We start from the raw sequence: 11,850 nt of genomic DNA, 5'->3' as shown, positions 1-11,850 counted from the left end.
AAGGAAGCAACATGGACAAGAAGCGCGTGGTCGTCTGGGGCACCGGGGTCGTCGGGTCGATGGTGATCGCCGAGATCGTCGACCACCCGGCCTTCGAGCTCGTCGGCGTCGGCGTCTCCAACCCCGCCAAGGTCGGCGTCGACGCCGGCACCATCTGCGGGATCGCGCCGACCGGCGTGATCGCGACCGACTCCGTCGAGGCGCTCATCGCCCTCGCTCCGGACGCGCTCGTCCACTACGGGCCGACGGCGCAGTACGCCGACGACAACATCCGCGTGATGTCCGCCTTCCTGCGCGCCGGCATCGACGTCTGCTCGACGGCCATGACGCCGTGGGTGTGGCCGACGATGCAGCAGATCCCGGCGACCTGGTTCGATCCGATCACCGCGGCCTGCGCGGAGGGCGGGGCGTCGTGCTTCACCACCGGCATCGACCCGGGCTTCGCCAACGACCTCTTCCCGCTGACGCTGATGGGCTTGTGCGGCCGCGTCGACTCGGTGCGCGCGTCGGAGCTGCTCGACTACACCGACTACGAGGGCGACTACGAGGACGAGATGGGCATCGGCCGCTCCCCCGACTTCACGCCCCTGCTCGAGATCCCCGAGCTGCTGATCATGGCCTGGGGCGCGACGGTCCCGATGATCGCGCACGCCGCCGGCATCGAGCTCGACGACATCACCACCACCTGGGAGAAGTGGGTGACGCCCACCGACCGCCCGACCGCGAAGGGCGTCGTCACCGCCGGCCAGGTGGCGGCCATCCGCTTCACGATCAACGGCGTGTACGCCGGCCGCGAGGTCATCTCGCTCGAGCACGTCAACCGGATCGGCCTCGACGCCGCCCCCGACTGGCCCGCCGGCTCCGCCGACGACGTCTACCGGGTCGAGGTCCACGGCTCCCCGTCGATCACCCAGGAGACGGCGTTCCGCTTCACCGACGGCTCCGGCCGCGCACCCGCCGTCGCGGGCTGCCTGGCGACCGGCCTGCGCGCGCTCAACGCCGTACCCGCGGTCAACGACCTGCCTGCCGGCTGGGTCACCGCGCTCGACCTGCCCCTGATCCCCGGGGTCGGGACCATCCGCTGAGGTGCCGGGGAGTTTTGTCGGCCGGCCGATGAAACTGGACCCTGGACGACAAAGCTTCATCGTCCGGGCGTGAGCTTTGTCGGCCGGCCGATGAAACTCCTCAGGCCACCAGCGCCCGGTGGTCGCGCGGGCTCACGCCGTAGGCACGCTTGAAGGCGGTGCTCAGCGCGAACGGCGTGGAGTAGCCGACCTGGCGCGCGACGAGGGCCAGGGTGGCCGTGGGGTCGCGGAGCAGGTCGGCGGCGAGTGCCAGGCGCCAGCCGGTCAGGAAGGTCATCGGCGGTTCCCCGACGACCTCGGTGAAGCGGCGCGCGAAGGCGGCGCGGGAGACGCCACCGGCGGCGGCCAGCTCGGCGACGGTCCACGGGTGCTCGGGGTGGTGCTGCATCAGGCGCAGGGCGGGTCCGACGACCGGGTCGCCCTGGCCGGCGTACCAGGCCGGCGGCGAGGCCTCGGGACGGTCGAACCAGGCGCGCAGCACCGCGATCAGGAGCAGGTCGAGAAGCCGGTCGAGCACGGCGTCCTGCCCGGGCGCGTCCTTGACGATCTCGTCGGCGAGCAGCGAGACGAGCGGTGAGCCGAGATCGCGTCGGCCGAGGACGACGAACGGCGGCAAGGCCTGCAGGAGCCGCCGGCTGACCTCGCCCTCGAACAGGTAGGCCCCGGTGAGCAGCACCGTCTCGCCCACCGCACTGTTGCCCCAGCTGCGCACCCCTTGGCGCATCTCCTCCTCCAGCGACTGCCCGTCGAGCGTGGTGCAGTGCTGACCGGGGTGGATGACCACCTGCGGCGTCGTCGCGGGGGCGTCGGCGATGGTCCAGTGTCCGGGTCCGAGCGCGACCACGACGTCGCCGGCCTCGAGGCGGAAGGGCTCACCGCCGTCGGGCAGGGCCCAGAAGCTCCCACGCACGACCGCGGTCAACGAGAGCGGCGACTCGTCCTGGAGCCGCACGGCCCACGGCGGATCCATCAGGCAGCGCAGCAGGAACGCGCCCCGGGCGCGAGGACCGTCGAGGAGCGCGGCGAGTCCGTCCATCCCGTCACCGTAGCCCTGGACGATGACGTATGGAAGGGCGCCGTACGACGATGGATCGTCTCGCCGTCCTGCGGTCTGCTGGTCCCATGAGCGATCTCCTCGACACCCTCCGCGGCCCCGTCCTCCTCGTCGCCACCGTCGCCGCCGGCCTGCAGGCCGGGACCTACTACACCTGGGCGTGCGGGGTGATGCCCGGCCTGGCGCGCACGGACGACCACACGTTCACGTCGTCGATGAACCACATCAACGTGGCGATCGTGAACCCGGTCTTCATGCTCACCTTCCTCGGCGCGCCGGCCCTCGCGGCCCTGTCCGTCGCGACGACCACGTCGGGCGCACGGGCGTGGGCGATCACGGGGCTCGTCCTCGCGCTCGGCACCGTCGTCGTCACCGCAGCGGGCAACGTGCCGCTCAACGACGCCCTGGCCGCCGGCGGCTCGCGCGCCGCCTTCGAGGACGCGTGGGTGCGGTGGAACATCCTCCGCACGCTCACCTCGACCGGGGCCCTGGCCTGCCTGGCCTGGGCGGCGTGGAAGTCCTAGCCCTCGCCGGCCAGCCAGCCGCGCAGCGCCGGGAACGTGCCCGCGCCGACGTCGACGGAGACGCTGGCGGCGAGGTCGGCGACGGTCACGTCCTTAAGCGAGGACCGCCAGGCCTGCTCGGCGGCGTACATCACCCGGGCGACGCCACACGGTTGCCGGCACACCTCCTGGCTCGCGGGCAGCGGGCCGTTCTGGCGGATCTCGGTGCACCGGAAGGCCTGCTCGCGGCCGTCGACGGCGAGCACGATGTCGAGCACGCTCACCTGGTCCGCCGGCCGGGTGAGCACGTAGCCGCCGACCCGCCCCTCGGTCGAGCTGACGATGCCGGCCCGGGACAGCGCCTGCAGGTGCTTGGCCAGGTAGGTGCGCGAAATGCCGTGGAACTCCGCGAGCCGCTGAGCCGGGACGGGGCCCTCCGCCTCGCTGAGGACGACACAGCAGTGCACGGCCCACTCCACGCCACCCGACATCTTCACGACGCCATCCTACGCGAATACGTGGATGACAAGTGTCCGAGTTCCATGGTTGAATCACGGATATCACCTATCCGCGTTAACGACTCCAGGAGCACACCATGAAGATCGCCATCGCCGGTGCCACCGGACGCATCGGCTCCCAGCTCACCTCCCTCAGCCGCAAGGCGGGCCACGAGGTCGTCGAGATCGCTCGCGAGACCGGCTTCGACCTGCTGGCGCCGGGCGACGAGCTCGTGGCGGCCCTCGATAGCGTGGACACCGTCGTCGACGTCACGGCCTGCCCGCTCGACCAGGCGGCGACGTTCTTCCCCACCGTGGCGCGCAACATCGGCTCCGCCGCGACCGCCGCCGGCGTACGCCGCAGCGTGGTGCTCTCGATCGTCGGGGTCGACCGCAGCCCCGACTACGACTACTACGTCGCCAAGCTCGCCCAGGAGCGGGCCTACCGCGAGAGCGCGCCCGGCGTCGTGGTGCTGCGGGCGACCCAGTTCCTCGACTTCGCCGCCCAGATGCTGGAGTGGAACACCCAGGACGGCGTGGCCCGGATCATCGACGTCCCGACCCAGCCGGTCGCGACCGGCGAGATCGTCCGGCTGCTCCTCGAGATCGTCACCGGCGACGTCGAGGGTGACGTGGAGCTGGCCGGCCCGACGCGCGAGAACCTCGTCGACCAGGTCCGTCGCCTGGTCGAGCAGTCCGGGCAGGACGTCCGGGTCGAGGCCGTCGCCGCGCCCGAGAGCCTCGCGCAGGGCGCAATGCTGCCCGGACCCGACGCGCTGCTGCGCGGCCCGAGCTTCGAGGACTGGCTGGCCGAGCGGGCCTAGGACTCTCCGGCCGCCTCGCGGACGGCGCGCTCGGCGACGGCGTACTGGTCGGTCTGGCTGTCGTAGGACCAGAAGTCGCGCAGCCAGGTGGCCGTGAGGCCGACCCCGGCGATGCAGGCGGCGCCGCCGCTGACGACCGCCCCCCGCACCGACCAGAGGTCGGCGGTCACGCCGGCGCGGACCTGACCGCCGAGCGGACCGAGCGAGTACGACAGCATCTCGATGCCGGCCAGGCGTCCGCGCATGGACTCGGGGATCGTCTGGCTCCACACGGTCGAGCGGAAGATCCCGGAGATCATGTCGGCCGCACCGGCGAAGGCCAGGGCGAGCGCGACGAGCCAGATGTTCGGCATCAGGCCGGCGAGGGCGATGAAGCCGCCGTACGCCATGGCGGCGACGACGATGGCGCGCCCGTGATGGTGGAAGCGGGACGTCCAACCGCTGAGGGCCGTCGCGACGAGGGCGCCGATGACCTCGGCGGAGTAGAGGAGGCCCAGGAACTGCGGCTGGCCGAAGACCTCCTCGGCGAGCGCCGGGAAGAGCACCACCGGCATCGCGAAGAGCATCGCGGCGATGTCGACGAAGTAGGTGCCGAGGAGGTCGCGCCGGCCGAACGCGTAGTCGATGCCCTGCTTGATGCCGGCCAGGCTCGGCGGGGTCGTCTCCTCGCGGTGGGGGTAGGAGCGCATCAGCACGAAGAGGGTCGAGGCGACGAGCAGGCCGCCGATGTCGATGAGGAAGCACCAGCCGATGCCGACGTACGCCACGAGCAGGCCGCCGACGGCGGGGCCGGCCAGGACGCCGATCTGCATGCCCAGGCTGGCCAGCGCGTTGGCGGCGGTGAGCTGGTCGTGGGACACGGTGCGCGGCAGCAGCGCCTCGCGCGAGGGCCGCTGCATCGCCGAGCAGGAGGTGAGCAGCGCGGAGACCACGAAGATGACCCACACCTGCGGCTCGCCGACGAAGGCGTTCACGGCCAGGACGGCGGTGAAGACCGCCTGCGCGAGCCCGGTCCAGATCAGCAGCCTGCGCCGGTCGACGTGGTCGGCGAGCGCGCCGCCGTACAGGCCGAAGACGATGATCGGCGCCAGCTCGACCAGGCCGATCGCGCCGACCGCGAAGTTGGAGCCGGTGAGCGTGTAGATCTGGTACGGGATCGCGACGTAGCTGACCATCGCCCCGAAGTAGAAGACGGTGCCGGCGAGGAAGAGCAGCCGGAAGTCACGGGACGCACGCAGCGGCGTGGTGTCCATGCGCAGTCCCGCGAGCCGGGTCTTGAGACGATCGATCACAAGGTGCGATGGTCCCCCATCGGAGGGGGTGCGCGAAACGTCTTTATCGAGCCGTGACCCGCACCCGGGCCCCGCTGCGCGGGACACTGGTGATGTTGCGGACCTTCGGGACGTCGTCGCCGACCGCGGACACGTCGTACGCCGTGAACACCTGGCGCAGCACCGCGACGCCCTCCATCTGGGCGAAGCCGGCGCCGATGCAGCGGCGTACCCCGCCGCCGAACGGGATCCAGGTGTTGGTCGGCGGGTGGTGGCCGAGGAACCGCTCCGGCCGGAAGGCCGACGGATCCTCGTAGTTGTCCTCGCGGGCGTGGGTGATGATGATCGAGGGGCCGATCGTGGTGCCGGCGGGCAGGTCGTAGCCGGCGATCGTGGCCGGCTTCATCAGCGTCCGCACGACCATCGGGATGATCGGGTGCAGGCGCATCGACTCCTTCATCACCGCCTCGAGGTACGCGTCGTCGCCCTCGTCGGCGGCCGCGCGGCACCGAGCCAGCAGCACCGGGTCGCGGCCGACCTCGTACAGCGCCCAGGCCAACGCGCTCGCGGTCGTCTCGTGGCCGGCGAGCAGGAGGGTGACGAGCTGGTCGCGGAGCTCGGTGTCGGAGAGTGCGTCGCCACCTTCGCCCTGCACGATCAGGCGGGACAGCACGTCGGTGCGCTCGGCGAGGTCGGGCGCCGTACGACGCTCGCGGATCTCGGCGTACATCAGCCGGTCGAGCTCGCGCTGGTTGTCGACGGTGCGCTTCCAGGGGCCGTACCTCTGCAGCCGGGGGTAGCCCCAGCCGAGGAGGACCACGGGACTGACGTTGACCGTGGCGTTGACCCGCGGTCGCAGCTGCGCCAGGCGGCTCTCGTCGGTGACCCCGAAGACGACGCGCAGGATCACCTCGAGCGTGAGGGCGTTCATCCGCTCCAGCGCGCTGAGCTCCTCACCGTCGCGCCAGGTGGCGACCTGCGCCTGGGCGACCTCGGTGACGAGGTCCTCGTAGGCGCGCAGGGCGTGGCCGTTGAACGCCGGCATCAGGAGCTTGCGCGCCCGCTTGTGCTCGGAGCCGTCCTGCAGGAGCAGCGAGTGCTCGCCCATGATCGGGCCGAGGATGCCGTTGGCCTTGCCGGCGTGGAAGACCTCGGGATCGCCCGCGAAGACCTCCTTGGCGTGCTCGGGCCGGGTCACGAACACGAGCGGCCGGCCGCCGGGCGCGACCCGCACGGTGAAGACGTCGCCGTACCTCTGATGCATGTAGGGGTGGAACCAGTGCCGGAACCGCAGCAGCGCGGCCGTCTGGACCAGCACCGGCCAACGCGGACCCGGCGGCAGCGTGGAGTCGTCGATGAGCGGCAGCCGACGCTGGTTGCCGGGACTCATCCGGCGCATGCGCTGGGTGGTCAGCTGGTCGACGTCGTCCAGGGTCGTCACCCGGCCGACGGTACGCCCGTTATTGAATGACCGTCAATAGCGTTGCGGCGGCGTACTTCTCGGGCACTTCGTGAACTTCTGTGGCACTGCAGAGCCTGAGAAGTTCGGGGATACCCGGTTAACCGGGTATCCCCGGCATCGCTACCCCAGCACCCGCGTCAGGAACGCCACCTGGTGCGCGACGACGGCGTCGTGCCAGGGCTTGCCGGCGTACACGTCGAAGTGGTCGCAGGGGTAGTGCCGGACCTCGGCGCGGGCCTTGAAGGCGGCCTTCATCGAGGAGTGCGGCGGGGCGCTGCGGTCGAAGTCGGCGACCTGGAAGAGCGAGGGGCAGCTGATGTCGCCGGCGACCTTGATCGGGCGGTGGCCGCCCAGCTCCATGCCGACGGTCGCGTCGATCTCGTTGCGCCACGTCGGGCCCGCGATCGCGAGGTAGTCGTCCACCGATCCCTCGATGGTCATCGCGCCGAGCTGTCCCGGGCCGGCCACGACCGGCATCATCACCGGCCTGCCGAGCCTGCTGCGGAAGCCCGCGACCGTCGAGCGCAGCATCTCGGTCTTGGTGTGGGTCGCCAGCGCGTGCCGGCCGGCGGCGAGGCCGTCGACCAGCGGGGTCAGCGCCACGACGGCGGCGACGTCACGGCGACCGGCGGCGGCGGAGATCGCGTGACCGCCGGCGAGCGAGACGCCCCAGACGACCAGCCGCTGCGCGTCCACGCCCGGCAGCCGGGCGGCGGCCGACATCGCGGCGCGGTAGTCCTCGAGCTGCCCGGCCATCGAGACCGTCTGCCGCGGAGCGCCCGCCGACGACCCGAAGCCGCGGTAGTCGAAGGCGAGGACGTCGAGCCCGGCCGCGGCCAGCGCCTCGGCGAAGGGCTGCAGCCCGGAGTCCTTGGTGCCCGCCAGCCCGTGCGCCATCACCACGACGGGACGCCCGGCCTCGCTCGCGAGCGCGTCGCCCTCGCCGGTGAAGTGCCAGGCGTGGCACTCGACGCCCCCGGAGACGAACGTGAGCTCGCTGTGCTTCGTGCGCTCGGCCTTCATGCGGTCCTCCCGTAGATGCTGGCCAGCCAGATGTGGACGACGGCCTCGACGTGCGCGTCCCAGTCGAAGTCGGCCGGCGCGTGCACCAGCCGCTCGAGCGTCCGGTCGTTGAGGTCGAGCAGCGCGGTGGCGACGGCCGTCGGGTCAGCACCCGCGGGCGCGACCCCGGCGGTGCGCTCGCCCTCGATCACGGCGGCGAGGACCACGACGAAGGACTCCTGGAAGGAGTCCCACTGCTCGCGTACGGCGGGGTTGCCCGCGCGCGCCTCGAGCATGGCGCGGTAGAGGTGGGTCCGGTGCGACCAACCGCGGAAGATCGCGCGGATCGCGCTCGTCACCCGCAGCTGCATGCCCTCGTCGTCCGCGCCGTCGAGGTCGGCGGCGTCCCAGGCGTCGTCGTACATCTCCTCCATCAGGGCGGCCACGGCGGCGGCCTTGTTGTCGAAGTAGAAGTAGAACGCCGAGCGCGTGACGCCGGCGCGACGGGAGAGGTCGGCGACGTTGATGGCCTCGAGGCTCGCGTCGGGTCCGGCGTCGCGGAGGTGGTGGTCGAGCGCCTCGAGCAGGGCCGCGCGACGGTCGTCGCCCTTGGTCGCCGCCCGGTTCACGTGGCCCGCCCGGCCAGCGCCGGCGCACCCTGCGCCCGGGCCCGCGCCCGACCGGCCGGCAGCTCCTTGGTGCGCATCTGGTGCTCGTAGACGAAGTAGTCGAGCTGGTGGGTGTGCCGCGGTCGGTCGAGCATGTGGCCCATGTAGAGCTCGTCGTCGGCCTTGATCACCCGGTGCATCTCGTCGGCCGAGGGCGGGACGTACTCCCCCACGGCGTACGCCGCGATCAGCCGCGCCTGGCTCTCGACGAACGGGAAGAGCGTCGGCGTCGACTGCGCGAAGCCGGCGAAGAGCAGGTCGTCGACGCCCGGCTTGATGATCCGCTTGTAGAGGTCGATCCGGTTGTCGGGCGCGCTGAGGAACTCCGGGTCGAAGAAGGGGAAGGTGAGGTTGTAGCCGGTGGCGTAGATGATCACGTCGAAGTCCGCGGACGTGCCGTCCTCGAAGTGCACGGTCTCGCCGTCGAGGCGCGTGACGTTGCCCTTGGGGACCACGTCGCCCGACTTCAGCCGCAGCGGCAGCTCGCCCGACTGCGTCGGGTGCGCCTCGAAGAACTTGTGGTTGGGCGCCGGGAGGCCGTAGAGCGTCGGGTCGGAGTAGGTGAACCGCTGCCCCCACTGGGCGGCCTTGCGCTGCCAGGAGAGCGGGATCTGCGGGATGGTGCGGTAGTTCATGTCGGCGGCCTTGCCGCCGACCAGCTTCGGCACGATCCAGGCGCTGCTGCGCGTGGACAGCGTGACCTCGTTGCGCAGGGAGCGCTGGGACAGCTCGACGGTGACGTCGGCGGCACTGTTGCCCAGGCCGACGACCAGGATCCGCTTGTCCATCAGGTCCAACGGCGTCCACGGGTCGATGTAGTGGTGCGAGTGGATCGACTGCCCGGTGAACTCGCCGGGGAACTCGGCCATCCGGGGATCCCAGTGGTGGCCGTTCGCCACCACCAGCAGGTCGAAGCGCCGGGTCCGGCCGGCCTGGTCGAGGATCTCCCACCCACCGTCGGGCAGCCGCTCGGCGTGCGCCACGCCGTTCTCGAACTCGATGCGGTCGCGCAACGAGAACGCGTCGGCGTACGAGTCGAGGTAGTCCTTGATCAGCGTGTGGTGCGGGAAGTCCGGGTAGTCGTCGGGCATCGGGAAGTCCCGGAAGGACAGCTGGTGCTTCGAGGTGTCGATGTGCAGCGAGCGGTAGGCGCTGCTGTGACCGTTGGGGTTGCCGAAGGCCCAGTTGCCACCGACCCGGTCGGAGGCCTCGAAGGTCGTGTACGGCACGCCGTAGTCGCCGAGCATCTTGCTGGCCGTGAGGCCGCTGATCCCGGCGCCGATAACTGCTGTGATGGGTAGCACATCGGGGACGCTAGGCCCTAAGTTGACACGCGTCAACTGTGCTGGTCGACCCCGGGAGAGGGACATGACACAAGGATCTGAGCGCGTTGCGGTGGTGTTCGGCGGAGCGTCGGGGATCGGTGCGGCGATCGCCACCCGGTTCACCGTCGAGGGCTGGCGCGTCGAGGTCGCCGACCTGCCCACGGTCGACGTGACCGACGAGGCCACCGTCGCGACGTTCCTCGACGGGGTGCTCGCCGCGCACGGCCGGCTCGACGCCGTCGTCAACAGCGCGGGCGTCTCCACGCTGGGCAATGTGGTCGACCTGGACGTGGCGGAGTGGCGCCGCGTGGTCGACGTCTGCCTCACGGGCGGCTTCGTCGTCATCAAGCAGGCCGGCCGGCGGCTGACCGCGGGCGGCTCGATCGTCTCGCTCTCGTCGCTGAACGCCCGTCAGCCGGGGGCCGGCCTGGCGCCGTACTGCGCTGCGAAGGCGGGCCTGTCGATGCTCACCGAGGTCGCGGCGCTCGAGCTCGGGCCGAGCGGGATCCGGGTCAACGCGATCGCCCCCGGCCTGATCGTCACGCCGCTCACCCAGCCCGCGATGGACATCGCCGGCATCGAGGACGACTACCTCGAGAACACCCCGCTGGGCCGGGCCGGCACCCCCGACGAGATCGCCGAGGCCGCCGTCTACCTGACCAACGCCCAGTGGGTCACCGGCGAGGTCCTCGACATCAACGGCGGCGCGCACCTCAAGCGCTACCCGGACCTCAACAAGCACGTCCTGGCCGCCTTCGGCTGATCGCGGCGCAGCCGAGCTCAGAACACCGCGCCCGGGTTGAGGATGCCCTGCGGGTCGAGGGCGTGCTTGACGCGCTCGTTGAGCGCGAGGGCCTCGGGCCCGAGGTAGGCGCCCAGCCACGGGCGCTTCAGCCGCCCGACGCCGTGCTCGCCGGTGATGGTGCCGCCGAGGGCGATGCCGAGCTCCATCACGGCGCCGTACGCCGCGCTCGCCCGCGCGGACTCGTCGGCGTCGGCGGGGTCGAAGACGATCAGCGGGTGGGTGTTGCCGTCGCCGGCATGGGCGACGACGGCGATGACGACGTCCTGCTCCGCGGCGATCCGCGCGATGCCCCGGACCAGGGCGCCGAGCTGGGGCAGGGGTACGCCGACGTCCTCGAGCAGCAGCGAGCCGCGTGGCTCCATCGCCGGGATGACCATCCGCCGGGCGGCGACGAACGCCGCCCCCTCCTCGGGGTCGTCGGTGTGGAAGACCGCGGCGGCGCCGTGACCGTCGCAGACCTTCGCCATCTCCGCGATCTCCTCGGCCGCCCGCGTGCCCGGCTCGTCGGACTGCATCACCAGCATCGCCTCGGCCGCGCGGTCCAGACCCATCCGGGTCAGGTCCTCGACGGCATTGATCGACGTGCGGTCCATCAGCTCCAGCATCGACGGCCGCAGCCGCCGGGTCAGGTCGAGCACGGCGGCCGTGGCCTCGTCGAGCGAGCCGAAGGTCGCCACCAGCGTCGACGGCGCGCGCAGCGCCGGCACCAGCCGGAGCACCACCCGGGTGACGATCCCCAGCGTGCCCTCGCTGCCGACGAACAGCTGGGTCAGCGAGAGCCCGGCGACGTCCTTGAGGCGCGGGCCGCCGAGCTCGACGGCGGTCCCGTCGGCCAGCACCACGGTCAGGCCGAGCACGTAGTCGCTGGTGACGCCGTACTTCACGCAGCAGAGACCACCGGCGTTGGTGGCGACGTTGCCACCGATCGAGCAGATCTCGTACGACGAGGGGTCGGGCGGGTACCAGAGCTCGTGGGCCGCAGCGGCCTGCTTGACCGCGACGTTGAGCGCTCCCGGCTCGACCGCGGCCGTCCGGGTCAGCGGGTCGATCTCGATCGCGGTCATCCGCTCGGTCGACACCACCAGGCAGCCGTCCTGCGCGGTCGCGCCCCCGGACAGGCCGGTGCCGGCACCGCGCGGGACCACCCCGATCCCGTGCTCGGCGGCGAACCTGACCGCCGCCTGCACGTCGGCCGTCGACGTCGCACGCACGACGGCGAGCGGCGTCCCGGCGGCCGGGTCGAGCGCCCGGTCACGTCGGTACTTGTCCATCCGCTCGACGTCGTCGACGAGCGCGCCCTCCGGGAGCGCGGCAGCGAGCGGGGCGAGGTCCACCATCACCCCAGTCTGCACTC

12 protein-coding genes are annotated in these 11,850 nt (G+C 71.7%); 4 read left to right on the top strand and 8 right to left on the bottom strand.

Features of this window, described 5'->3' with window-relative positions:
* The first annotated feature begins 11 nt into the window (after positions 1-11).
* Positions 12-1,085 carry an NAD(P)H-dependent amine dehydrogenase family protein gene (locus tag N542_RS0111215; protein WP_028643991.1) on the top strand — a complete coding sequence of 358 codons (1,074 nt, stop codon included), beginning with the start codon at positions 12-14 and terminating at the stop codon, positions 1,083-1,085.
* 100 nt (positions 1,086-1,185) lie between these two features.
* Here N542_RS0111215 and N542_RS0111210 read toward each other — a convergent pair whose 3' ends face one another.
* Complete coding sequence (locus N542_RS0111210) at positions 1,186-2,121, bottom strand: AraC family transcriptional regulator (RefSeq protein WP_028643990.1); 936 nt, start codon at positions 2,119-2,121, stop codon at positions 1,186-1,188.
* Positions 2,122-2,207: 86 nt separating this feature from the next.
* Here N542_RS0111210 and N542_RS24490 point away from each other — a divergent pair, with 86 nt between their 5' ends.
* A complete protein-coding gene (locus tag N542_RS24490; RefSeq protein WP_036507332.1) occupies positions 2,208-2,663 on the top strand; it encodes an anthrone oxygenase family protein in 456 nt (151 codons plus the stop codon).
* Here N542_RS24490 and N542_RS24485 read toward each other — a convergent pair.
* Positions 2,660-3,133 carry an RrF2 family transcriptional regulator gene (locus N542_RS24485; protein WP_231482625.1) on the bottom strand — a complete coding sequence of 158 codons (474 nt, stop codon included), beginning with the start codon at positions 3,131-3,133 and terminating at the stop codon, positions 2,660-2,662. The genes N542_RS24490 and N542_RS24485 overlap by 4 nt on opposite strands.
* A 104-nt stretch (positions 3,134-3,237) precedes the next feature.
* Here N542_RS24485 and N542_RS0111195 point away from each other — a divergent pair, with 104 nt between their 5' ends.
* Entirely contained in the window at positions 3,238-3,963 is a 726-nt protein-coding gene (locus N542_RS0111195; RefSeq protein ID WP_028643989.1) for an SDR family oxidoreductase, read from the top strand.
* Here the strand turns inward: N542_RS0111195 and N542_RS0111190 are convergent.
* The 5 genes from N542_RS0111190 to N542_RS0111170 all read right to left on the bottom strand — a co-directional run bounded on the left by N542_RS0111190 (position 3,960) and on the right by N542_RS0111170 (position 9,670).
* Positions 3,960-5,255, bottom strand: coding sequence for an MFS transporter (locus tag N542_RS0111190; RefSeq protein WP_028643988.1), 1,296 nt, complete (start codon positions 5,253-5,255; stop codon positions 3,960-3,962). The two genes, N542_RS0111195 and N542_RS0111190, sit on opposite strands and share 4 nt — an antisense overlap.
* Before the next feature lie 43 nt (positions 5,256-5,298).
* Positions 5,299-6,675, bottom strand: a complete 1,377-nt coding sequence (locus tag N542_RS24480) for a cytochrome P450 (RefSeq protein WP_081795141.1) — start codon at positions 6,673-6,675, stop codon at positions 5,299-5,301.
* Between the two features lie 141 nt (positions 6,676-6,816).
* Positions 6,817-7,719, bottom strand: coding sequence for an alpha/beta hydrolase (locus tag N542_RS0111180; RefSeq protein WP_028643987.1), 903 nt, complete (start codon positions 7,717-7,719; stop codon positions 6,817-6,819).
* Positions 7,716-8,327 (bottom strand): TetR/AcrR family transcriptional regulator, encoded by a 612-nt coding sequence (locus N542_RS0111175; protein WP_028643986.1) that lies wholly within the window; start codon positions 8,325-8,327, stop codon positions 7,716-7,718. The genes N542_RS0111180 and N542_RS0111175 overlap by 4 nt, the downstream gene beginning before the upstream one ends.
* Positions 8,324-9,670, bottom strand: a complete 1,347-nt coding sequence (locus N542_RS0111170; protein WP_028643985.1) for a flavin-containing monooxygenase — start codon at positions 9,668-9,670, stop codon at positions 8,324-8,326. The genes N542_RS0111175 and N542_RS0111170 overlap by 4 nt, the downstream gene beginning before the upstream one ends.
* A 91-nt stretch (positions 9,671-9,761) precedes the next feature.
* On the opposite strand from N542_RS0111170, the gene N542_RS0111165 reads away from it, so the two are divergent.
* The gene (locus tag N542_RS0111165; RefSeq protein WP_231482604.1) at positions 9,762-10,454 is read left to right on the top strand and encodes an SDR family NAD(P)-dependent oxidoreductase; all 693 of its coding nucleotides are present in this window, start codon (positions 9,762-9,764) and stop codon (positions 10,452-10,454) included.
* Between the two features lie 17 nt (positions 10,455-10,471).
* On the opposite strand, the gene N542_RS0111160 is transcribed toward N542_RS0111165, so the two are convergent.
* On the bottom strand, positions 10,472-11,833 hold the full coding sequence (locus N542_RS0111160) for an FAD-binding oxidoreductase (protein WP_028643983.1): 1,362 nt from the start codon (positions 11,831-11,833) through the stop codon (positions 10,472-10,474).
* Positions 11,834-11,850 lie beyond the last annotated feature (17 nt).

Source organism: Nocardioides sp. URHA0020 (assembly GCF_000620705.1).
In the GTDB taxonomy this organism is placed as follows: Bacteria; Actinomycetota; Actinomycetes; order Propionibacteriales; family Nocardioidaceae; genus Nocardioides.
The sequence above is the reverse complement of the archived record's forward strand: the minus strand, read 5'-3'. Positions and strand labels throughout refer to the sequence as shown.

Bases quoted from the DNA above. Each gene is read 5' to 3' on its own strand.
- N542_RS0111215 (WP_028643991.1), top strand. From the start codon at position 12: ATGGACAAGAAGCGCGTGGTCGTCTGGGGCACCGGGGTCGTCGGGTCG.
- N542_RS0111210 (WP_028643990.1), bottom strand. From the start codon at position 2,121: ATGGACGGACTCGCCGCGCTCCTCGACGGTCCTCGCGCCCGGGGCGCG.
- N542_RS24490 (WP_036507332.1), top strand. From the start codon at position 2,208: ATGAGCGATCTCCTCGACACCCTCCGCGGCCCCGTCCTCCTCGTCGCC.
- N542_RS24485 (WP_231482625.1), bottom strand. From the start codon at position 3,133: ATGTCGGGTGGCGTGGAGTGGGCCGTGCACTGCTGTGTCGTCCTCAGC.
- N542_RS0111195 (WP_028643989.1), top strand. From the start codon at position 3,238: ATGAAGATCGCCATCGCCGGTGCCACCGGACGCATCGGCTCCCAGCTC.
- N542_RS0111180 (WP_028643987.1), bottom strand. From the start codon at position 7,719: ATGAAGGCCGAGCGCACGAAGCACAGCGAGCTCACGTTCGTCTCCGGG.
- N542_RS0111160 (WP_028643983.1), bottom strand. From the start codon at position 11,833: ATGGTGGACCTCGCCCCGCTCGCTGCCGCGCTCCCGGAGGGCGCGCTC.